This window comes from Phytomonospora sp. NPDC050363, from assembly GCF_040655735.1.
Classification (GTDB): domain Bacteria; phylum Actinomycetota; class Actinomycetes; order Mycobacteriales; family Micromonosporaceae; genus Phytomonospora.
Genome location: NZ_JBFAKK010000015.1, coordinates 107,981 through 127,960, shown reverse-complemented (window position 1 = coordinate 127,960; position 19,980 = coordinate 107,981). Strand labels below are relative to the sequence as shown.

General features: G+C 69.9%; 26 protein-coding genes and 1 pseudogene. 9 read left to right on the top strand and 18 right to left on the bottom strand.

Translation table 11 applies throughout. The features are described from left to right. Positions 1-11: 11 nt before the first annotated feature. From AB0I28_RS32715 to AB0I28_RS32705, 3 genes are read left to right on the top strand one after another with little or no spacing between them, the layout of a single operon-like run. A complete protein-coding gene (locus tag AB0I28_RS32715; protein WP_357499577.1) occupies positions 12-428 on the top strand; it encodes a hypothetical protein in 417 nt (138 codons plus the stop codon). A gap of 16 nt (positions 429-444) precedes the next feature. Then, on the top strand, positions 445-675 hold the full coding sequence (locus AB0I28_RS32710) for a hypothetical protein (protein ID WP_357499576.1): 231 nt from the start codon (positions 445-447) through the stop codon (positions 673-675). Next, positions 672-1,133, top strand: coding sequence for an NUDIX domain-containing protein (locus AB0I28_RS32705; RefSeq protein WP_357499575.1), 462 nt, complete (start codon positions 672-674; stop codon positions 1,131-1,133). The genes AB0I28_RS32710 and AB0I28_RS32705 overlap by 4 nt, the downstream gene beginning before the upstream one ends. Before the next feature lie 68 nt (positions 1,134-1,201). Here AB0I28_RS32705 and AB0I28_RS32700 read toward each other — a convergent pair whose 3' ends face one another. The 3 genes from AB0I28_RS32700 to AB0I28_RS32690 all read right to left on the bottom strand — a co-directional run bounded on the left by AB0I28_RS32700 (position 1,202) and on the right by AB0I28_RS32690 (position 3,913). Continuing rightward, positions 1,202-1,654: a hypothetical protein gene (locus AB0I28_RS32700; RefSeq protein WP_357499574.1), complete on the bottom strand. Its 453-nt coding sequence runs from the start codon at positions 1,652-1,654 to the stop codon at positions 1,202-1,204. Then, the gene (locus tag AB0I28_RS32695) at positions 1,651-2,277 is read right to left on the bottom strand and encodes a hypothetical protein (protein ID WP_357499573.1); all 627 of its coding nucleotides are present in this window, start codon (positions 2,275-2,277) and stop codon (positions 1,651-1,653) included. Before AB0I28_RS32695 ends, AB0I28_RS32700 begins: the two co-directional genes overlap by 4 nt. 85 nt (positions 2,278-2,362) lie before the next feature. After that, positions 2,363-3,913 carry a hypothetical protein gene (locus AB0I28_RS32690; protein ID WP_357499572.1) on the bottom strand — a complete coding sequence of 517 codons (1,551 nt, stop codon included), beginning with the start codon at positions 3,911-3,913 and terminating at the stop codon, positions 2,363-2,365. 271 nt (positions 3,914-4,184) lie between these two features. On the opposite strand from AB0I28_RS32690, the gene AB0I28_RS32685 reads away from it, so the two are divergent. Beyond that, on the top strand, positions 4,185-4,631 hold the full coding sequence (locus AB0I28_RS32685) for a hypothetical protein (protein WP_357499571.1): 447 nt from the start codon (positions 4,185-4,187) through the stop codon (positions 4,629-4,631). Positions 4,632-4,779: 148 nt separating this feature from the next. Next, positions 4,780-4,962, top strand: a complete 183-nt coding sequence (locus AB0I28_RS32680) for a hypothetical protein (RefSeq protein WP_357499570.1) — start codon at positions 4,780-4,782, stop codon at positions 4,960-4,962. Between the two features lie 171 nt (positions 4,963-5,133). Here AB0I28_RS32680 and AB0I28_RS32675 read toward each other — a convergent pair whose 3' ends face one another. The 5 genes and pseudogenes from AB0I28_RS32675 to AB0I28_RS32655 form a co-directional block, all read right to left on the bottom strand. Continuing rightward, entirely contained in the window at positions 5,134-6,462 is a 1,329-nt protein-coding gene (locus AB0I28_RS32675; protein WP_357499569.1) for a hypothetical protein, read from the bottom strand. Between the two features lie 162 nt (positions 6,463-6,624). Then, positions 6,625-7,020 carry a hypothetical protein gene (locus AB0I28_RS32670; RefSeq protein ID WP_357499568.1) on the bottom strand — a complete coding sequence of 132 codons (396 nt, stop codon included), beginning with the start codon at positions 7,018-7,020 and terminating at the stop codon, positions 6,625-6,627. Next, complete coding sequence (locus AB0I28_RS32665; protein ID WP_357499567.1) at positions 7,017-7,208, bottom strand: hypothetical protein; 192 nt, start codon at positions 7,206-7,208, stop codon at positions 7,017-7,019. The genes AB0I28_RS32670 and AB0I28_RS32665 overlap by 4 nt, the downstream gene beginning before the upstream one ends. A 448-nt stretch (positions 7,209-7,656) precedes the next feature. Continuing rightward, positions 7,657-7,974 (bottom strand): annotated as a pseudogene (locus tag AB0I28_RS32660) (XRE family transcriptional regulator); the annotation flags it as partial. A gap of 65 nt (positions 7,975-8,039) precedes the next feature. After that, positions 8,040-8,489, bottom strand: coding sequence for a hypothetical protein (locus AB0I28_RS32655; protein ID WP_357499566.1), 450 nt, complete (start codon positions 8,487-8,489; stop codon positions 8,040-8,042). A 68-nt stretch (positions 8,490-8,557) separates the two neighbouring features. On the opposite strand from AB0I28_RS32655, the gene AB0I28_RS32650 reads away from it, so the two are divergent. Next, positions 8,558-9,169, top strand: coding sequence for a metal-dependent phosphohydrolase (locus tag AB0I28_RS32650; RefSeq protein WP_357499565.1), 612 nt, complete (start codon positions 8,558-8,560; stop codon positions 9,167-9,169). Positions 9,170-9,225: 56 nt separating this feature from the next. On the opposite strand, the gene AB0I28_RS32645 is transcribed toward AB0I28_RS32650, so the two are convergent. The 5 genes from AB0I28_RS32645 to AB0I28_RS32625 form a co-directional block, all read right to left on the bottom strand. Then, positions 9,226-9,915 carry a DUF6338 family protein gene (locus AB0I28_RS32645; protein ID WP_357499564.1) on the bottom strand — a complete coding sequence of 230 codons (690 nt, stop codon included), beginning with the start codon at positions 9,913-9,915 and terminating at the stop codon, positions 9,226-9,228. 699 nt (positions 9,916-10,614) lie between these two features. Next, on the bottom strand, positions 10,615-11,097 hold the full coding sequence (locus tag AB0I28_RS32640) for a hypothetical protein (protein WP_357499563.1): 483 nt from the start codon (positions 11,095-11,097) through the stop codon (positions 10,615-10,617). 403 nt (positions 11,098-11,500) lie between these two features. Next, positions 11,501-11,689 (bottom strand): hypothetical protein, encoded by a 189-nt coding sequence (locus AB0I28_RS32635; protein ID WP_357499562.1) that lies wholly within the window; start codon positions 11,687-11,689, stop codon positions 11,501-11,503. A gap of 8 nt (positions 11,690-11,697) precedes the next feature. Beyond that, entirely contained in the window at positions 11,698-13,305 is a 1,608-nt protein-coding gene (locus AB0I28_RS32630) for a 3'-5' exonuclease (RefSeq protein ID WP_357499561.1), read from the bottom strand. Then, positions 13,302-13,877: a hypothetical protein gene (locus AB0I28_RS32625; protein WP_357499560.1), complete on the bottom strand. Its 576-nt coding sequence runs from the start codon at positions 13,875-13,877 to the stop codon at positions 13,302-13,304. Before AB0I28_RS32625 ends, AB0I28_RS32630 begins: the two co-directional genes overlap by 4 nt. Positions 13,878-14,401: 524 nt before the next feature. On the opposite strand from AB0I28_RS32625, the gene AB0I28_RS32620 reads away from it, so the two are divergent. Both AB0I28_RS32620 and AB0I28_RS32615 read left to right on the top strand, forming a co-directional pair. Continuing rightward, positions 14,402-15,478, top strand: a complete 1,077-nt coding sequence (locus AB0I28_RS32620; RefSeq protein WP_357499559.1) for a hypothetical protein — start codon at positions 14,402-14,404, stop codon at positions 15,476-15,478. A gap of 100 nt (positions 15,479-15,578) precedes the next feature. Beyond that, entirely contained in the window at positions 15,579-16,388 is an 810-nt protein-coding gene (locus AB0I28_RS32615) for a hypothetical protein (protein ID WP_357499558.1), read from the top strand. Positions 16,389-16,447: 59 nt separating this feature from the next. Here AB0I28_RS32615 and AB0I28_RS32610 read toward each other — a convergent pair whose 3' ends face one another. Further along, complete coding sequence (locus AB0I28_RS32610) at positions 16,448-16,702, bottom strand: hypothetical protein (RefSeq protein ID WP_357499557.1); 255 nt, start codon at positions 16,700-16,702, stop codon at positions 16,448-16,450. A 224-nt stretch (positions 16,703-16,926) separates the two neighbouring features. Here AB0I28_RS32610 and AB0I28_RS32605 point away from each other — a divergent pair, with 224 nt between their 5' ends. Next, positions 16,927-17,793 (top strand): hypothetical protein, encoded by an 867-nt coding sequence (locus tag AB0I28_RS32605; RefSeq protein ID WP_357499556.1) that lies wholly within the window; start codon positions 16,927-16,929, stop codon positions 17,791-17,793. Between the two features lie 126 nt (positions 17,794-17,919). Here AB0I28_RS32605 and AB0I28_RS32600 read toward each other — a convergent pair whose 3' ends face one another. The 4 genes from AB0I28_RS32600 to AB0I28_RS32585 all read right to left on the bottom strand — a co-directional run bounded on the left by AB0I28_RS32600 (position 17,920) and on the right by AB0I28_RS32585 (position 19,927). Then, positions 17,920-18,687: a type I-C CRISPR-associated protein Cas8c/Csd1 gene (locus AB0I28_RS32600; RefSeq protein ID WP_357499555.1), complete on the bottom strand. Its 768-nt coding sequence runs from the start codon at positions 18,685-18,687 to the stop codon at positions 17,920-17,922. After that, on the bottom strand, positions 18,684-18,983 hold the full coding sequence (locus AB0I28_RS32595; RefSeq protein WP_357499554.1) for a hypothetical protein: 300 nt from the start codon (positions 18,981-18,983) through the stop codon (positions 18,684-18,686). The genes AB0I28_RS32600 and AB0I28_RS32595 overlap by 4 nt, the downstream gene beginning before the upstream one ends. Beyond that, entirely contained in the window at positions 18,983-19,378 is a 396-nt protein-coding gene (locus AB0I28_RS32590) for a hypothetical protein (protein WP_357499553.1), read from the bottom strand. The genes AB0I28_RS32595 and AB0I28_RS32590 overlap by 1 nt, the downstream gene beginning before the upstream one ends. Positions 19,379-19,714: 336 nt before the next feature. Next, complete coding sequence (locus tag AB0I28_RS32585) at positions 19,715-19,927, bottom strand: hypothetical protein (protein ID WP_357499552.1); 213 nt, start codon at positions 19,925-19,927, stop codon at positions 19,715-19,717. Positions 19,928-19,980: the final 53 nt, after the last annotated feature.

Here is a 19,980-nt window from a genome sequence, read left to right as displayed (position 1 = left end):
AGGAGCCGATCATGCCCAACCAGCGAAGCGGACGCATCAGCCAGCGCCGCAAGGCATCCGGTGGCCGCCGCCGCCCCCGCACCGGTGACCGCCTCGGTGCCCGCCATCTGCGTTACGTTCGCGACGTCCACGACGACCAGGCCGCCCTCACCGAGTTGTCCGACTGGGTCAACGACGCCGGCCGGGGTGCCGACGATGAGCGCCCCGGACACGTTTTCGGCACCGACTCCCTCGTCGCCGCCCTCCACCGCAGCGACCTCGGCCCGCGCCTGGCCGAGCTACTCGACCGCCACGAGGCCGGCACGGTCGTCGACCTGATGACCTACATCCGTGACACCACCACCGACCCCGAACTCATCGAGGCCCTCGAGAACGCCCTCACCGCCGTCGACGACGCCCGCCCTCCCCGCCGCTACACCCTCAGCTGACCAGGAGCGTTCTTCGATGCCGAACCTGCACACCGCCGCGGCCACCTGCGACGGATGCGCCGTCACCATCACCGGCGGTGTTGACCGCACCGTCTCAGCGCCGCCGCCGATCTACGGGTCCGGTGCCGCTTACACCCTTTGCCCGCCCCTCCCCGACGGGACCTGGCCCTGCCGGGACCAAGCCGAAGACATCGACCGCGAGCACCTGAGCCACTGCCGTGAATGCAACCCGAAAGGACACCGGTGAAAACCCACATCGACATCGCCGTCACCGCCCTCGACGAGCACGGCCACCGCTGGCTGGCCGCCACCGCCCACCCTGACGGGTGGGGCCTGCCCACCGGCGCCGTCCTGCCCGGCAGCACCCCCATCGCCGCCCGCAAGGCCATCCTGGAAACCGAGACCGGCCTGACCACCGGTCAGCCCTTCACCGCCTACCCCGACCAGACCCGCCCCGACCTCGGCGACCCCACCCGCACCATCACCGCCGGCCTCGTCCACACCTATCTCGGTTCCCAGCCGCGGCGCAGCTTTCCGCGCCTGTCCACCGCCACCAACGGCGAGCGCGTCGAATGGGTCCGCGCCGAGAACATCGCCGAGTTCGGCGACTACATCAAGGTCGCCTTCGAAGGCCGCGTCCTGCCCGCCCACGCCGGCGTCATCGCCGCGTTCCTGAGCGGCGAGGTGGATCCGGTCTTCGGCTGACGCCCGCGGCACCCGCACACACCAGCGGCCCGCCCCGAACGGGGCGGGCCGCAAGCACGTCCGGGCGGCTACCGCGTGCCGCGGGTCGCGGCCAAAGCAGCCTCCAGCTCACACCGCACCCGCTCACTCTCGATCAGCACGGCACCGAGCGCGGACACCTCCTCATTGGTCAGTGGGCCCAGCCAGTTCTCCAGCACGCCCTGCGGCACCTCCAGCCCGGCCCGTGCCTCCTCCAGCGCACCGATCTCCTCCGGCGACAACGGCGATGCCGGTCCGCCCGGCCACCACACGTCGGCGAACTCCGCCTGGCCGTAGCGGGCGAGCAACCGCGCCACCTGCCACCCTCCACTCGCCTGCGAAGCGTCAGGGTCGTCCGGGGTGCACGGGCGAGCCAGCAGCCCGGCGAGCTCGGTGGCCTCTGCGGCGTCCAGGATGTCATCAGCGTCAGTGGGGTACCAGTCGTCGGTGAACTTCGCCCGCCCGTACTCGCACAGCAGCTCCACCACCCGCCCTGTGCTCACCCCTCCTCCTGCCCGCATACAGGGCACTGAGCCTGGTGGCGCTTTTCGCACGGTGCGCACCAGCGCAGGTCACTGCGCCAGCGGTCGGCGGTCTTGGGCTGGGGGTGGGTTCGCAGGCAGCGCGGGCAGGAGTGCCGCTCCTGGTAGTAGCCGACCAGGGGACTGCGCCGATGCGCCTCGCACGCCTCGTGGACCAGGTAGATGCCCTCCACCTCATGCCCGGTCCGGCCGTCGGTGACGGCTTCCTCGGCGTGGCAGATGTGCAGGCGCTCCCCGCGCCACAGTTCTGCGAGTTCGGCATCGAGGGCCCGGCCAGCGGCGAACAGGCCATGCTCGACCAGGACGTGCCCGTACAGGCCGACCCGGTGCGCGCTGTGAACCAGCGCCTCGGTCAGATCGGCGATCTGCGCTTCGGCCTCGTTTTGGGTGGCGGGTGGACCGTCACCGTCGCCGTTCCATCCCAGGGCGCTCATGGCCTGGTCGGAGGAGTCCCAGTTCGCGGAGGCGGCGGTGGAGTCGGCCGGGAACCACAGGGGAGGGGGCAGCGGAACGATCCGGCTGCTGCCCTGGGCGGTTACGCGGCCCACGCTGGTGCCGTCGTCACCGGATTCGATGTGCAGCATGGTCAGTCCTTCCTGAACGAGAAGACGAGGGGAGGGGCGGGCCGACCGGCCGGGAAGGAACCGGTCGGCCCACGAGGAGAAAAGATCAGGCGGCCTGCGGAAGGTCCGACTGCCGCTCGGCATCGGCGTTGGCCTCGGCGGTCTCGGCCGCGTCGACTTCGGCGGGGATCTGCTCGTCCGTCTCGCTGTCGACGGGCTCGTCATCGGCACCGGCCTCGCCCTCGGCCGCGACGGTCTCCGAGACTCCGCTGGCATCGGCGAGTCCGGCCAGGATGCGCTCGGGCAGCGACGCGGAGAACCCGAGCACCTCGATGAGCATCCGCATGTACTCGCCGCTGCCGGAGTAGGGCTCCTTCCACGACTTCTTGCTGATCCGCGACTCGTGCCAGGCCGCCAACGCCGCCACCGTCAAGACCACGACCCGCTGCAACGTCGCCGACTTCGGCACCGAGGCCGCCTCGGCGTCGCCCCGAAACGTCGCCAGGATCTCCCGGTAGGACGGGTGCGGGGAGGCCACGATGTCGGCGCGGGCCAGCAGCTCACCGGCCGCCCACCGCATCACCTCCACGGGCATGTCCTTGCGGGCGAACTGCTCGGTCAGCCACTTGCGGCGCACGCCGTTGGCGATGTCCATCTCCCGGTTCAGCAGGATCTTTTGCTTGCGCTCGGCCCGATCGGCGTCGGTGGGCAGCGGCCGGTCACGGTGGGCGTGACCGTGAGCGCGCCACCCCTCGCAGTAGAACTCCTCAGTGACCTCGGCGGCGTAGTTCAGCCCGACCCACGCCCGGTGCCCCGGGCACGACTGATGGGCCTCGGCCTGGATGGGCTTGTCGGCATGACGCAGGTCGCGCAGTTTCGGCAGCTTCTTCTGCTCCTCCCACGACGGCGTGTGCGCCAAGAGACTCACCCCGGCCGCCTTCAGCTCGGCCCGCCGGGCCGCCACCGCCGCCACCGCCTCACGCCGGGCCAGCTCCCTCTGCACCCGCCGCTCGAGGTCCTGGACGGATCCGCTCCAGCCCTGCAGCGCCTGACCCACGGCCTTGGCGTCATCGCTGATGTCGGCCAGTACGAGGGTGGCTGCTAGATCCAGCGGAGCCTGCGTGGCCGCGCCCACCGCTTCCACCTGCTCGGCGGTGGTCCTCGCCGCCCGCTTCACCTGCGCCTTGTGGAGATTGGTGCGGCGGGCGATCTCGCTGATGTTCAGGCCCGCCAGGGTCAGCTGCTGCACCCCGCGCGCGACCTCCGCCCCGGTCAGGTTCACCGCGCCGGTACCGGTGCGGATCATCGCCGTGACCTGCTCGGCCTTGTCGCCCAGGTCCTCCCGCAGGAGCACCGGGAGCTTGGTGATCGCCAGCTCGGGCGCGATGTCGATGTTCGCCTCGATGGCGGTCGCCAGGCGGCTGTGCCCGTCACTGAGCAGGACCGTCCCGTCGTCCTGCACCACACCGACCAGCGGCAGCAGCATCGCCGTCACGCCCTCGGCGCGAAACGCCGCCAGCAGGTCGGCGCGCACGGTCGCGCTGCGGATGTTGGCCGGGTTGGCCACCAGGGTCTCCAGCGGCAGGTCCACCAGCCGCCCGATAGCCGACTCCGCCGGAGCGGAAGCCGTCTCGTCAACAATGATCGTCGAAGACATCGAAACCTCGTTTCCTCGAATGGGGGAGAAACACGCCGGAGAAAGAGCGCCACACCCTTTCACCGACACCCCTATCTTACGTTGTTTTAGTCATGTGGCCCAGTCCTGACGAGAAGTGCGGCCCTGCTCACATGCGCTTCTACCTGGGAAAACACGTAGGGCGCTACGGGGCGCTACGCCCCGCACCACACCTTTGCACCGCCCCGCGGGCCACCGTGGAAACCGATTCGGCTACCCAGCCGGCATCAATTCCGCGACAGAGGGAAACCGCATGTTCCGCAAATTCGCCACTGCCTTCGCCGCGATAGCAATCGCCGCCGGCATAGCAGTCGTGCAGGCCTCTCCAGTCGAAGCCGCCGCACGGTCCTGCATCGACGTTCCCCGAGACACCGGTCTCGGCAACCCCGGAATGGTCTGCTGGCAGCCGACCGGTGAACACGCCCTCATCTGGGACTACCTCGGCTGTTGCTACCAGTGGCCCAACGCCTACGGAAAGGACGAGGGCTACGTGTGGTTCGTCTGGTACCTCGCCGACAGCTCGGGGCGCATGATCGCCCAGCCGGGACTGCGCAGCGCCAAGAACGACGACCGCGCCACCGACCACAACCTCAACCTTCCCGAAGGCCGCAAGGTCAAGTTCCGGGGCTGCGCCGGCGGACCGGCCGCCAAGACCGTCGACTGGTCAACCTGCAGCGACTGGGCCGTCTCCAAGAGCTGAGAAGTCCCTCGCCATGACACACGAGCGCCCCACATGGTGTGGGGCGCTCGTTCATGCGGTGTGCTCGACGCACAGCCGCACCGTGACCAGTCGCAACACAGAAGCCGAGGCCCGAACAGCGCAGTCGAAATCTGATCACGAAGCGGGCTTGGGTGGTCAGTTCTACTGCCTCGGCGCGCCCCTGGCCCGCCTCGAAGCCGAGATCGCCATCGCCGGGTTCTTCGACCGCTTCCCCCACGCGCGCCTGGCCGTCGACCCGAGCGAGCTGACCAAACAGACCTCATTGATCACCAACGACTACACCCGCCTGCCCGTGCACCTCGGGCACTAGCCCCCCACACAAGCCGTGGCGACTAGTGGTGAGCGCCGCGGCACCCCGCGCGGCCCGGACCGAACGGGACGGTCCGGGCCGCGCCCTTCCCTCCCCATGCCACACATCTAGGCCGCCTGGCAGACGAAAACGCCCCGCACTCTGTGCGGGGCGCGACTCGTACCGGTCAGGTCAGGCGCCGTTCCACGCCACCAGACCCCACGCCACACGGCCGCCGATCCTCGCGTTCAGCAGCTCAGCTCGCCGATCAATGTCGTTGTAGGAGCGGCCCTTGGGCGAACGGACTCCCACCTCGGCGCCGAACATCACCAACACGGACCCGATCGTGCCGGCCGAATCCAGCCACCCCGGCGGCCATTTGCGCATCTGCCCGCGCGCGATGACCTCCTTGGCCGGGTTCACCAGTTCCACATCAACGCCGCTGCGCACCAGAACCCACTCACGCGCCTGCGACAGCACGGTTCCCGGCGCCAGCAGCGCCCGCTCCATCCCCGCCGCGATCACCCCCTCGCAACGCAGTTCCCGCAACAGTTCCGGCTGATCAGCGTGCTGGCTCATCACCGCCCGCGCCGACTCCACCAACAACACCGGCACCCGCTCGATCTCCATCCCGGGCACCACCACCCGGTCCATCCCGATCACCGGATGGTCCGTCCACATCGCACGCAAGTTCGCCCGCACATCAGCGAATTCCCGCTCGACCTTGCCCGTCGTGTCCAGCGCGCGGGCCCCCATCTGCCGCAACGGCCCCGAGGCCGCCATCGCCTGCGCTCGAGGAGAGCGCTCCGGGATCGCCTGCTCGACCGCCCTCCCACCGAGACCCGCCCACGCCGTGTACAAACGCCCGGCCGCCGCCGCCGCAGTGAACTCTCGCCGGTCGAGCGCGCCGTCTTCGGTGGGCAGCACCACGTCGGACACGAAGACCAAGACCCGCTTCGCCGCCACCGCCAGGCGCATGAAGGCCTCATTGGCCGGCGCCTGGAACACCCCGCCCCCGGGAGCCTTCAGAGTCACCATCCGCGGCGATACCTCCGCACCCCACTGAGGCTCGCTCATCACCACCGCCTCCATACTGGCCAGCGGTGACACCCCCAGCACCTGGGGGACGTGCTCCCACTGCCCGCGCCAGCCGTCGTCACCGATCTCGCCGACCAAGACGTCCACCGACGGGTTCACCAACACCGCCAGGACCGATCCTGCGGCGGTGGGCACCGGAAACGACGTCGCCTGATACGTCGGGGCAGGAGCCAGAGGCTGATACCCCGGGTCGTGCTTGGTGTAGCCCGCCGGCTGACAGGCGGCGTGCCCAGGAAGCACCAGCACCTGCGCGGGCACATCGCTCGATTCGTGCACCGCCAGGCTCACCGGCGCCGAACCTAAACCGGCGTGGCAGACCACGCACTCGCCGATGTCGGTACTGATCGTGCGCGCCAGTTCCTTCACGGCATCGCCGAGCCGTGCCGCGGCGGCCGCGTCGATCCGAAGCTGCTGAATGTCCAAAGGGGACTCCTCTGCAAGAGTGAAGACACTTCGGACAGTGACGTTACGGGAACAAACGGGTGCGCGCTGCGTCTGACGTTGGGTTCGAGCTCGTGCCACGATGCGGGCCTGCTCGGCAGTGGTCAGCGCGTCTTGACCGGCGGCCGGTACTGCCGGGGAGGTTTAGGGAAGCTCGTCGACGAGCACACCAGGATCCAGCCGGCGGAGCCTGCCCGCGTCCGACGTGAGCACCACCTGACCACGCTCACGGGCGGCGATGACCACCCAGGCGGCCACCGGATCACAGAAACCGGTGGAGGCGTGCAGCTGATGGATCCGATTGCGAAGGTCAAGCGGTGGCACAGCCACCTGGTGCACCATCGGGTGCCGTGCGGCGAACTCCATCAGCTCCACCGCACCCGGGCACACCAGCAGCGCCTCGCTCAAGGCCGCGCCGGGCACGTAGAGGGTTAAACCCTGCTTCGCGGCGACGGCGCTCCACCCGTGCACGTATGCCGAACCGCTGGCCAGCGCGATGAGCGCCGAGCTATCCAGGACCAGGCCCCCCAGCGCGGTCACGCGGCGCTAGTGTTCTCTCGCACAGGCATGCCCCATGAACGCAGATCCTCCGCCGACGGAGCAGCCTTACCTAGCACGGCGAAGATCTTCGCGTACATCGCCGGCGTCGGCGTCTTCACAACGTCGCCGCCGATGAGCTCGCGCGTGACCTTCAACCCCTGCTCGGCGGTTTCCTCGGTGGTGTGCATGACGTCCACCGTACGCGCGTCCAACCCCATCGCGAAACCTCCTCACCGGGAACAACGAACCGCACCCACCCGGCGACACGCCCGACATGCGAGAGAACCGCGGTCCGGCAGCGCACGCCGCTCACCAGAAGAACCACGTCGCTTCGCTGCCGAGCAAGAAGCCGCCCGCCACAGCCGAGGGCAATTCGGCGATGGCGGGCGGCTGAGATCTCCATCAGGCGGCACTTCTGTAGGACTGGTCAGTGTCCAGCTGGGCGCCGCGCCGCGGCGCCGTCCCCTTTGCCCAAAGGGACTGGAGGAACACCATCTTAGACAGACAACGCCCGTTTTCGCACGCTCGTTCGGGTCGACAACGGTGTCCGTTCGATCTACCGACAGTGAGACGGTGGCTCAGCGCGCCACCGCTCGCAGGACAGGTCGACGGCCTTCGCCAGCGAACGGTGGGTGATTACAGATCCGGAGGGCGGCTGTAGGCGGCGACTGCGGCTTTCCCCGTGGACGGATCCTGGAAGGCCAGCTCCCACGGGCCGGTGTTGATGTCCATTTCCTTGCCGAACCCGACCCACACGCCGCGCATCCGCCGCCCGGTCGGTTCGATGAGCATCTGGATCGCGCCGTGGTACGTCGCTCCGCGGTAGTAGCCGCTGGAGGCGGTCTGCTCGGTCCAGGTGCCGGTGACGATGTTCCGGTCGATCGTCAGGTTCATGCTCAAAGGCGAGTCGGGGTTGAGGCTCCGCGGCGGCAGACGTTCCTCGACCAGCAGTACGCCCTGGCGGGCTTCTCACCCGGCGGAAAGTCCCACACGCACACCTTCGAGCCGGCCACCACGAGCTAACGGCGACCGACGAGGTGGAACCCCAGGACCCTCCTGAGCGTCTCGGCGACGTCACGGGAGGTGAATCGGGTCTGGGCGGTGGACTCGGCTTCGCGAAGCGCCGGGCCCATCGCCCCATCGGGCGCCACCGACAACCGTGCCACGAACCACGCCTCCAGGTCGTCGAAGGCCTCCGGCAAATCCAGTGCGGCTGCCGGGACCGGCACGTCAACACGCTGCGCGGCCGGGAGGGGAACCCCGGCGCTGGCATAGGCGGCGGCCGGAAGCCCCACACGGTAGGGGTGCACGCAGGTGGGCGCTCCGGTGTGAACGTTCACGCGATAGTCGCGCCCACGGTCGTATTGGGAGTCGGCGCCCGGCCGGTCGGAAACATCGAAGGCGCCAGCGCGCAGCTTCAGTGCCGGGCACACCGAGCACACCTCGCCCTCGGCCCACGTGGCGTCCATGCGGGTCCCCCTTCTCTCCCAAGGTGTATCTCGACGGTACGCCCCCTTCGTCCAGGGAGGACAGACACATGTCCGTGTTGCGCTACCCCCGCCCGCCGATAGTCCAGGCAGCGATGGACCTGGCCCGCCCATGGTGTGAAGGGCAGATCATCGACGCGGCACCCGCCTACGCCCACGCCGTCAAGGTCGCCCTCATGCTCGACAAACACATCCGTCCGCATCCTGACTGGCTGACAGCGGCCGCCCTGCTGCACGACGCGCCCGAGTACGCGCCTCCCGACGTGGACCTCGACACCGTGGTGAGCGACGCCTGCGGTCCGGAAACTATCCGTGTGGTGCGCGCCTTGGCCGACCTGCATGCCGCGATGGGGCGCGGCGGCCCGCCCGACCTCGACGCCGTCGACGAGCCGGTGCTGTACGCCGCGGCCGCCGACAAGCTCGTGGCGCTGACCTCGATCCTGCGCCGGGCGAAGGCCAGCGGCAACCCGCGCGCGTTCTTCGCCGAACGCACCGCATTCCGCCGTGCCGTGCCCTACTTCCGCGCGTTCGTCACTCACGCCCAGCCGCGTCTGCCGACGACGATGGCAACCAACCTCGACACCTTGGTCACGGCCTCGGAGGCGCTCTCCGGCGGTGCCGAGCTGGGCCTGCGAATTGACGGCGACCGACCACCCGCCTAGCGAGCCCCATAGCCAGGAAACCCAACCGCATTCACGCCACTCGCCTGTGGGGTGAACTAGCAGGCCGCATCGGGTTCGGTACGGCGTGAACGGTGGGCGCGGCGGGGGTCTTCGATCATGTAACCGACCTGTGTGAACATGATCCGCTCGGCGTCGACGATGATCCGGTTGCCCTCCATCGGCACCTCCTTTTCATCCCAGCTTGGCCGGAACGTCAAAGGGGCTTCCAGAACCAGCTCGCGGGGGTGGCCGGGGATCTCTTGCGAGGTGAAGGATTCCAGGGTTCCGGCGACGTAGCTTCCGTTGTTCAGGTGACACCTGACGAAGGTTGCTGCCGCCCCACAGGTGTCCGGTTCTCGCTGGAAGCTGTCCCACCACGCGGATGAAGGCCGGATTCGTCCTCTTGGGGACGGCAGGTATCGGCCAGCAGCAGCAGCGCCGACAACCGCCAGAAGCAGTCCGGTGGTCGTCCAGACCGCCAGGAGACCAAGGTTGTCGGCGAGGTAGAGCCTCGGCTCGAGGATCCACGCGCGCACATGGGGAGCCGGAACTCCTACCCAGCCCGCCACGCTCAGTACTGCACCAGAGGCAAGGCACGCCAGAAGACTCGCGGCCACGACCTGTGTGGCTTCCCGCAGAAGTGATTCCGGCATTGCGGGAAAGCGTCGCCGGCGTGCAAGCACGAACACGAACCCCGGAAGCGCGCCAACGATCAAGACCAGCAGTCCCTGAACGGTGCTGGGCACTTACTCTCCAGCTGGAGGAGCTGCGACCGGTGCCTCGGGGGCCTCCGGCCCCGGTGCGGAGGGAGCATCCCTCAACAGGCGCGACGGGACAGAGCCCGGCGTGGTCGTGCGGCCAGCGCTCTTGGAATCCGGGTCGATGACCATCTTCACCCGCGTCTCGCGCGACGAATCCTGCTTCGACATCGAGCCCACCTCGTTTCGGTTTCGTCCTAAGCGTACATAAGCCCCCTGAACGGGTAAATACCTCTAGCCGTACATATCACCGTGACCGTCCTGCCTTCGTGACACCTCATTGAACGAGGAAGACGATGCGGAGGCGGGGGGTCCGGGGGGACCCGCCTCCGCGCCGCCCGGCGGCAGCCGGGCCGCCCGGCCGCAGAGCACAACACCGCGCGAGCGTCAGCGAGCACCACTAAGGGTGCGGTGCAGGGACCGGGGACGGGTTTGTGGTTGGGTGTGGTCTTCCTTATTAAGGTGGGCGGTTTGGCGTACCTGGCCGTGGTACGCGTTCGATACCTGGCCCACGTACGAACCACGTACCTGGCCCAGGTACCCATTCAATACCTGGGGGCGGTATATCCGCCCCCGAGGTCTTCGGAAGGCATCCCGTTGCCCCCTGGTGTGTATTGGATACCTGGGGGTGGTATCTATACGTTTCGGCAGGTCAGCATGGGTGCTGACCTGCTGCTTGTGGCGTGTTCAGGATTTTCGGACGCGGAGGCCGTTGCGGCCGCCGGTGAACAGGACGCCCCAGCGCGGGAAGGGTGAGTTCCCGTCCCGTCCGAGGTAGGCGTTCATGCGCGCCTCGACGCGCTCCACGATCTCCTCGGCCGTCGAGCACATGTCGAGCCACCCGTCGGGGTTGAGTACATAGAGGTTGTCGGCCTGGCGGTAGTTTTCGCGGGTGTCGGCGATGGGCACCGACACCAGCCAGCCGCCGGCGCACAAGCGGTTCAGGGCGGTGCGCACCGCGACCGCCTTCATTTCGGCCTCGGAGGCGATGACGGACTTCTCCGAATAGAACGCGAGGGACTCGTCGTGGGCGCGCAGCGCCACGATGAGCAAGATGCACTTGTCGCTGGTCTTGCCGGTCCGTTGCTGCCGTGCCCAGGCGATGCGGCCGAACTTCTTGCTCGGGCCCAGGGACGGGTCGATGTCGTCGAGTTCCTCGCGGCGGGTCACCGGCGCCGCCGGCGGTCGCGACCGGCGGCAGGCTGCCCGGCCGTGTTCACGCGGCCCGAAGGCGGGTTGAGAAGAGAAGGCGGCATGGACGACTCCGTTCGCGAGCCAGCCCGACTATCCGTCGGTCGCGTACGCGGCCTCACAGGGTCGGCTACACTCGCCGTTGACTGAAACCTCAAAGGGGTCGCTCTCGCTACAGGGCGGCCCCTTTTCCACGTCCCGGGCCGGGCCGTGGTGCACGGAATGTAACACCATCGCCTGCTCTCACGTGGACATACACCGCTGCCGGCGGCTCCCCTGTGGACCTTGGTGGGCCTGTGCGGGGTACGAGCGGTACGGGAGCCGACGACGGTGGGGCCGCAATCGAGCGGCCCCACCGTCGGGAGAGCAGACGACCGCGGCGCTAGACGTCGACGATCGCGGTGACGTACACCTGGACCAGGCCCGGAGTCCCGGGGCGCCCGTCGCGGCGCGGACGGGAACGGTCGTAGACGGCACCGGGGTCGGGCACCTGAACGTGCTCGGCCGCGGCGAGCGCGGCTTCGACGATGGTGAGCGCGGCGCTGTCACGGCTCTCGAGTCGGATCTTCACGATGGCGCTCACCGGCGGCGGGTTCCCTTTACGGTCGGGGCGGTGGTCAGGTGGAGGAGGACGTCGCGGCAGGCTTTCGCGTCGCCGAGGGCACGATGCCCGCCGCCCAGCGGCATCCACCGCCAGGAGCGGGCGTGGTCGCTGCGGGCCTGCATCGCGCACGACCAGCGGGCGTCGTCGTCCAGGTGCAGCGGCTTGAGACCGGCGTGGTGGGTGTCGCGCAGGATCACCGTCTGGTCGTAGTCGGCGTTGTAGGCGATGATCTGCCTGCCCTTGGTGACCTTCCGCAGCTTCGGGAGGACCTTCGCCCAGGTCGGCGCGTCGGCGACGTCAGCGTCGCGCAAGCCGTGAACGGCCTGCGCGCCCGGCTCGATCGGCACCCCGGGATTGACGAGGGTGTCCAGGAGGGTGGCGCCGGTGGCGGCGTCGATGACGGCGATCTCGATGACGCGCCCGAACAGGTCGGTGGTCTCGGTGTCGACGATGACGGCGGCGCCGGGCTCCAGCATCGCCCGGGCCCACCTGATGGCCGCACCGGCCTGGCTGGACAGCTGCACATGCGAGGCGTACGGGGCCATCGCGGTATCGGCGTCGAGCATCGCCTTCACCTGCGCCACGCTCGGGCCACCGTTCTCGTCGCGCTCCCAGTCGATTTCCCAGCCGCCGGCGCCGTGGTACCAGGTCCACACCTCCACGCTGAAGTCGGCACGGACCTCGGCGGCGAAGCGGTGCACCACCTCGCTGCGCCGCGGGGCCCGCCGCAGCCACTCCCGCAGCGGCGAGGGCGCACCCGCTGGGGTGGCCCACAGTTCCTCCCAGTCGATCCACGGGTGGTCGCGCAGCGCGTCGAGGTCACCGGTCCGGTACAGCGGGACCTCGACGTAGGTGTAGCGCCCGACCTGGCGGGAGACGTGGCAGACGGTGGCGAGCAGGCCGCCCTCGACGAGGTACTGGAAATCGGTGCGCCGGATCTCCAGGTGCTCACTGGCCTGCTCGGGGCCCAGCCGCCGGTCGGCGGCGATGGCGTCGCCGAGTTCGTCGTCGGCGGCGATGGCGGCCATGGCCTGCCGGGGGATGCGCCCGTCCCGGCCGCGTTCGATGCCGTGCTCGGCCAGGGCCCGCTCGAGCTCTTCCCGGCGCCATCCCAGCTGCTCGGCTGCTTCGTCGGGGCGGATGCTGGCGGCGTTCCAGTCCTCGCGCTCGGACACGATCGGCGCCACGAGCGCAGCCTCCAGGGCATCGACGTCACGGGCCGCGTAGAGGGCGTAGCCCTTGTACTCTCCGGCCGCGGCCAGGTGCCCGGCGGCCGCCAGAGCGGTGATGTCGTCTCCCTGCACGGGCAGGCCCAGGCGCTCGGCCAGGCGCTGCGCGCACCGGTTGGCGCCGATGGGCGGTTCACCGGCGGCGGCGACGATCTCCTCGCGCCGGGCGAGCAGGTCCGCTGCGACCGCCGCCGACCAGCGTCCCTTGTAGTCGGGCTCGGGAATGATGCCGAGGCTCTTGCCCTGCTCCATCTCCCACTTCCCCAGCCGCAGGTGATCGGCCAGCTGCTGCGGGCCGTAGCTGTGCGGGGGCTTCTTCATCTCGGAGGCCGTCAAGGGCTTCGCGGCGGTCATCGTGCCTCCCACGCGTGCGGGTCGTCCAGGTCCAGGGTGATGATTTCGGGGACGCCGGCGCCGCCGACGGCCCAGTGGTCGAGGGCGTCCTCCAGGAGAGCGGCCACGTCGGCTTCGGCCATTTCGTCGGTGAGGAACGCGGCGGCGGCCTGTGGGCCGAGCTCGCTGAGCAAGGCGTGCCACATGCGGGTGGCGGGTGCGGCGATCATGCCGGGGGTGGGGAGCGGGGCGTAGACGGTCCCGGCCAGGACGGCCACCAGCCGCCGGTCGCCGACCGTGGCGGGTACGAGTTCGGCCTGACATGACGGGCATCCGGCCCGGCAGGCGGCGATGAGCGCGGAGGCGCGCTCGATGTCGACGGGCTCGCCAGCCGCGAACGGTGACGCGGCCAGCCCGGACAGATCCGGGCCCGCGTGCCCGTGGGCGCCTGCTGGCGGCGCAGCCGCCCGGCCCTGGTGCTGGCGCTCGTCCTGCTCGGCAAGTCGGCGGGCGGCGACGCTGTATGACTCGCCGGTTCGGCGCATGCGCGCGCGGATGTCGGCCTTGCGGCCGCGTGTGGGTTTGGGATGCACGATGACCTCTGCGTCTTCGCGCGGCGTCCCGTGATCACCGCACGAACGTAGGTCTGGTGTGCGGATCGGCGTGGACGCGCTCTGCGACTTGGCCTCTTTCCCACCGGTCACGGGCCGGTAGGGGAGCGCGGGCGTACACGAGTTGCCCTGCCGCACAGCATATCGGCCGCAGGGTGTGTGCGCGGGGTGCGACTTCAACGTGTCGGGCATACCGGCTTGGGCTGCGACGGCGACGAACCGCAGGGAAGCCCGTGGGCATGCGGCGATTCAGGAAACCGCACGGGCCTGCTCTGGCCGGTCGACACCGGCGCCCGGCGGTGCGCACCTGGAGCAGGACCCGGCGAGCTCGGCGTGGCGGGTGCAGGCGCCCCGCCACGGTTGCCGCGACGGTGTCCCGCCAGCTCCATCAGCTACTCCCATCACGAGTGAGCGTGATCATATGCGCAGGTCAAAGTCATTGAGTAGGATAACTATAGTCCGTTGGGGTTGCCGCCACAAGCCACCACCCAAGCAGAGGAGCACCCGTGACCGACGTCCTCATTGCCCTCCGAGCCGCCGCCACCCTCACCCTCACCGACCCCGGCACCCCCGGCCAGGTCCTCACCATGACCGTCACCCGCACCAGCGGCGGGCGCCACGGGTACTGCAACGTCAGCGGCACCGACACCGACGGCGTTTTCCGCTACCGCAAGGTCCGCACCGCCGATGTCCTGGCCATGACCGACCGCTTCGGCCAGACCTGGGACGCTCGCCTGAACCCGGCGCCGACCCTCACACAGGAGATCGCCAGCGCCCACCGCAACATCACCGCCCTGTTCGGCATCACCAGCCAGGCATCGGCCTGGATCTTCGGGTTCCTCCACCAGATGTGCGCCGACGCCGGATGGGTCATCTACACCCAGCCGGAGGACCGGGCGCGCGGCCTGCGCAACACCCTCCCGCACCGCGAGAACTACGGCGTCGTCGCCGACACCGACTACCGCCGCCTCGACGTCGTGGTCCCCGACTTCGAAGTCGACGACGTACGCAGCCTTACCACCGTCGCCTACGCCGTCGCCGACATCTGCCAGCTGAGCACCGACGACCTCATCACCCGCATCCACACCGGACTGACCCTCGCCACCGACCTCGGCAGCTTCCTCCACCTCCCGCAGACCGCCGTCGACTACGACGACGACTGGCGCCTGGACCGCCCGCACCAGACCCCCAACACGACCCTGCCCGCCGAGACCGACGCCGCCATTGCCAACCTCACCGACATCACCGACCCCCACACCGCCGTGCGCACCGTCTTCGCCTGGCTGCACCAGGAGCTGGCCACCGCCGGATGGACAGTCCACGTCACCACCACCCCCGAGGCCCCCTACCCGCAGGCCACCGCCGACCACGCCACCACCACCGTCCACCTCCGGCAGCGACCCCACACCCCCGACAGCGGCGACGACCACGTCGCCGTGACCGCACTGGCCATCCAGACCACCGAAGCCCTCGGTACCGAAGACGCCCTCATCAAGACCATGAACATCCAGCTCACCACCGCCACCGTCCTCCCCGACCTGCCCACCCCGCCGGTCACCCTCGACCAGGCCCCCACCGCCTGACCGGCCTCACCCCCGGGGCGAGCGCGGCACCGTGCTCGCCCCGGGCCACCCGGCACGATGCGTACGCTGGGCGGCGACATCCCAGCGAGCGAGGAACCCGATGCCACACCACGACACCACCGCCAACGGCGACGTCGTCGATCGCACCTGGATCGTTGAGCACTCCGGCCTGTCCCGCGACCGCGTCAACGTTCTCGCCCGCACCGACCCCGCCTTCCCGGCGCCCATCGAGCCCCCCCAGCGCGGACGCCGCGCCCGCTACCCCCTTGAGGCGGCCCAGGCGTACCTGCGCGTCCTGGACGAGCGCCGGCAAGCCGCCCTCCCGCCGGTCGTGGCCACCGGCCACGCCGACGACGACCTCGTCGGCGTCGAGGAGGCCGCCCATATCTACGGCGTCGACACCACCACGTTCCGCGCCTACGTCACCGCCTCGAAGGCGTTGTGGGACGACGGCGCCGACGCGCGCCGGCCAATGGTGCCCGCCCCCGACGTCGACGAACCGGCCCCGATCCAGGGCCGCACCCGCCGCTGGACGGCCGGACGACTGCGAGCGCACCGCGCGGCCTCACCCGGCCCGGGTGCCGGCGCGGGCCGCCCACCGGCCGCCGGCACCCGCCGGGCGACCGGCGATACCGACACCGAGCCCGCCGAGCCGTCCCTGTGGTACGGCCACATGCTGTCCTGCTTCGACCCCGAAGCCGGTGAGAACGGCGAATGCTCCTGCGACCCTGCCGACGCGATCTGGCAATGCCTGCCCTGCGACACCGGCGACATCGGCCTTCCCGGCCGCGAAGCCGCCCGCCAGGCGGCCGAGGCCCACCGAGCCGCAGCCCACTCCGGCCAGCACCTGGCCGTCACCGACTACGACGCGATCCTCCTGGCCGCCGGAGCCGAACCCGGCCGCTCCTGACCGATGGCCACCCCTGGCCGGGGACCAGCCCGGTCAAGGCGCGCGGCCGGGGTGCACGGTCACGACGGCCCGCCGGCGAGCCGATCCCCCTCGGCGGGCGCCTGCACCGCCGGTGACGCCGGCGCGCCCTCACCCGCCGAAGGGGCCAGCAGCAACCGCAGCACCGCCAGCGCCGCTTCCCGGCGCACCCGCCGCGGCGAGCGCACCGCCACCGCCGACAGCGCCACCACCAGCACCATCCTGAGCCCCGCGAGGCCCCCGACGACCATCACGGTCGTCAGCCCCGCCTCAAGCACCTGCAACACCGTCTCCACTCCACGAGCCGATCCTGGACGGCATGCGCCCAGTGCACCAACACGGCCGGTGGGGCCCTGGGCGCAGCACACGCCGAACAGGGCCGAGGGGAGTCCACAGTCCGGCGAGAGCGTAACCGCACCACCCGCAGCACCCTCACCAGGGGTAGGCAATCTGCAACTGCAAATTGCGGGAACGTGATCACGGCAGGCAGTGTGAATCCGGGGCGCTACCATCTGTCGACATGGGAACTGATGTTCGAGAGCTGCGGGCCGTCCCGGCGTTGCCTCCCGAACCCTCCCCGTCGACCGCGGAGCTCGACCGGATCGGCGTCGACGGCGCCCTGGCGACCCTCCCCTCTCTGCCCGGCGTCACCCGCGCCTCCGATCTCGCCCCGGCCACCGACAACGGCGTCAAAGACCTCGTCCTCGCCCCGGACCTGCGCCGCCTGTTCCCGACCGGAAGCCTGCGGCGCGGCACCATCGTCGCCGTCACCGCCTCCACCCCCGGCCTCGCCACCCTCCTGCTGGCCATGCTGGCCGGCCCCATCGCGCGCGGCGCATGGGCGGCCATCGTCGGAGGCCCCGGCATCATCTCCGCCCAGGCGCTCCTCGAGCACGGCATCGACCCCCACCGCCTGGCCTTCATCCCTGAACCCGGCGCCCACGCCGCCGAGGTCGTCTCCGCCCTCATCGACGGCCTCGACATCATCGCCGTCCACGCCCCCGCTGGCCTCGGCAGCGCCTCCCGCCGCCTGATCGCCAAAGCCCGCCAGGCCGGTGCCGTCCTGGTCCCCTACGGCGCCGCCCCCGACCGGCAACGCAACCGTGCCGACGTCACCCTCCAGGTCACCGGCTCCCATTGGAAGGGCCTCGGCCAAGGACGCGGCCGCCTGCGCCACCACACCATCACCGTCAGCTCCCACGCCCACGGCCGGCCCCGTACCGCCACCCTCGCCTTCGGTGAACCCCTATCCGCCCACGAACAGACACCCACCCTCGCCCCGGTCGTGCCCATCACTCGGGCGCGCAAGGCAACTACCGGCCCTCGTGAGCTGGGCCCCAACCTCCTTCGAGGACCCTGGCATCCCACGGACCCGACAGACCCTTAAGAGCCTGTTCCTGATCCCCTTCCCTGCTGGCGGCGTTCTGCGCGGGGAAGTGTCGCACGAGGGCCTGGTGGGTGCGAGGGTGATGTGTTCGCTCATCCGTCACGGTGACGGGTCCTCGAACGGGTTCTACGTGCCTGGTGCTGGTTGGTGAAGGAGCTGGAGGAGGTTGCCGATGCGCGTGTGGGTGGCCGGGACGGGGCTGAACACGTAGGTGTCGCCGTAGTGGTGGCCGGGATCATTGGCGAGTTGGTCGATGGCGGCGCTGGCACGGTCGCCGCATTCCAGGCACAGGGGCAGGCCATCGGTTTGGGCGCGCAGTGGCACGGTCAACAGCGGTTGCTGCCTGGTGTTGGAGACGGGCGTGGCGATGGCGTTGGGAAGGCTGGCGGCCAGGCGCTGCTGCTGCCCGCAGACGCTGCACATTCCGGTGCCCGCGCCTTTGCGGGCTTCGATGATGCGTGCCCATTCGGTGACGGCCTCATCGAGTTGGTGCAGGAAATACCCGGCGACCCGGATGGCGATCCGGTCGCGGGGCTCAGGTGCGGTACTCCCGTGCACCTCGGCGTCGTGAACCAGCAGGAGCAGCGCCGCGACCGCCGGGTGAGTGTTCGGGGACACCGCCCAGGCGAACATCTGGTCCCAGAACGCTTTCGTGCGTTCGGTGTGCCCGCCGACGCCTAGGATGTACTCGGCGGTGTCGACGGCCAGGAACGGCATCGGCCGGGTACCTGAGCGACGCATCACCGGGACCGGGCCGCGCCGGTTCCAGGGCCTCAGATCCGCCCGCCCATTGGAAACGATGTCCAGCACCCAGGGCACGTTTCGGATCCGGTAGTACAGCGGTGCATCAAGGTTGGCCTGCTGGTACTGAACCAGGCGCTGCAACACCGTCACGACCTGGCCCTCCGTCCACGGTTGATGAGACGTGCGGCCATGGTGTGCGACAAACCGAGGAGCTCACCGACCTGCCGAGTGGTGCGCTTCTGCCCGTCCTCCCCGTCTGCCAGCGACGCGGCGTAGTCCGCGCGTCGGGCCGCGAACGCCTCGGCGACGGCCGCATGGAACACCTGCATCGAGGATGCGGCGCTGTAAGCCGCGTGCGGGTCGTCGATGTTCGACAGCGCCTGCTCGACGATCGCGGCAACCTCGGCGGGCTCGGTGCCGTACCCGAGCGTGGTGGGGTCGTTCATCAGCCCTCCAGGTCCAGTCCGTACGCGGCGGCCAAGTCGCCCGGGAGCTGCTTCACTGCCTGCACGACTTGATCAACCTCCCGGTCGCCGTCAAGGGCCGCAAGGTCGAGATCGGCGACGGCGAGCAGATCAGCCAACTCCACGCACGGAACGGCCGCGCACGGATCATCCGTGGCCTGGCGCCAGGCGTGGATGCGGTGGGTGCCGGTGTAAGCGCGGTTTCCCCAGACCACGACCGGGGGACCGGCCCAGCCTCGGACGGCCATATCGGCAGCGAGGTCGGTGACACGAGCCGAATCCGGTGCAGCATGGTCGGTATGCAAGTCCAAAGGTTCCACCCCGATTTGCCATGCAACATCGAAGCCGGCTGGGTTGAACACACTGGGCGTGGTCATGCCCAACAGTCTCCCGTTCCCACACTCATTTGTAAACCCCCCGTTTACAAGAGGGTTTCCGGGTCATCTACCCACAACAGGGATACGGAACAGTTTCTAAGGACAGCCAGCCATGGTCGCCCGCGGCGCAGCGCGCAACGTCACGCCTGACCTCGTCGAAGCCCCACGCGCTGACTCCACCGCACACCGCCGTCAGCAGCACCGCCACCATCGGCCCGTGGCCCCAGCCGCCAAGAACGCCGGCGACCGCCCCGACGGCCAGCCCGGCCATGCAGAACACCGCCATCACCGACGCGGCGACGCGCAGGAGCCACGGCGGCCTCGGGCACACACCACTCACCGGCGGCCTGCGCGGCCTGCCCGCACCCACTCCCGCCCCATCACGGTGATCCCGGTCAGCAGCACCAGCGAGAACCACCACGCCGAGCCGCCCGGGGGCCATGGCGGCAACCAGATCAGCACCAGCACGAAGGCCAGCAACCCGCCGACGATGAGCGCGAAACCGCGATGCACCCGCCGGTCCAGGGCCGTCCGTTTCCCTTTGCTCACCGCAGGACCCCCGTCCCGGCCAGCACCGTGTGCACGTACGTGAACGGCAGGCC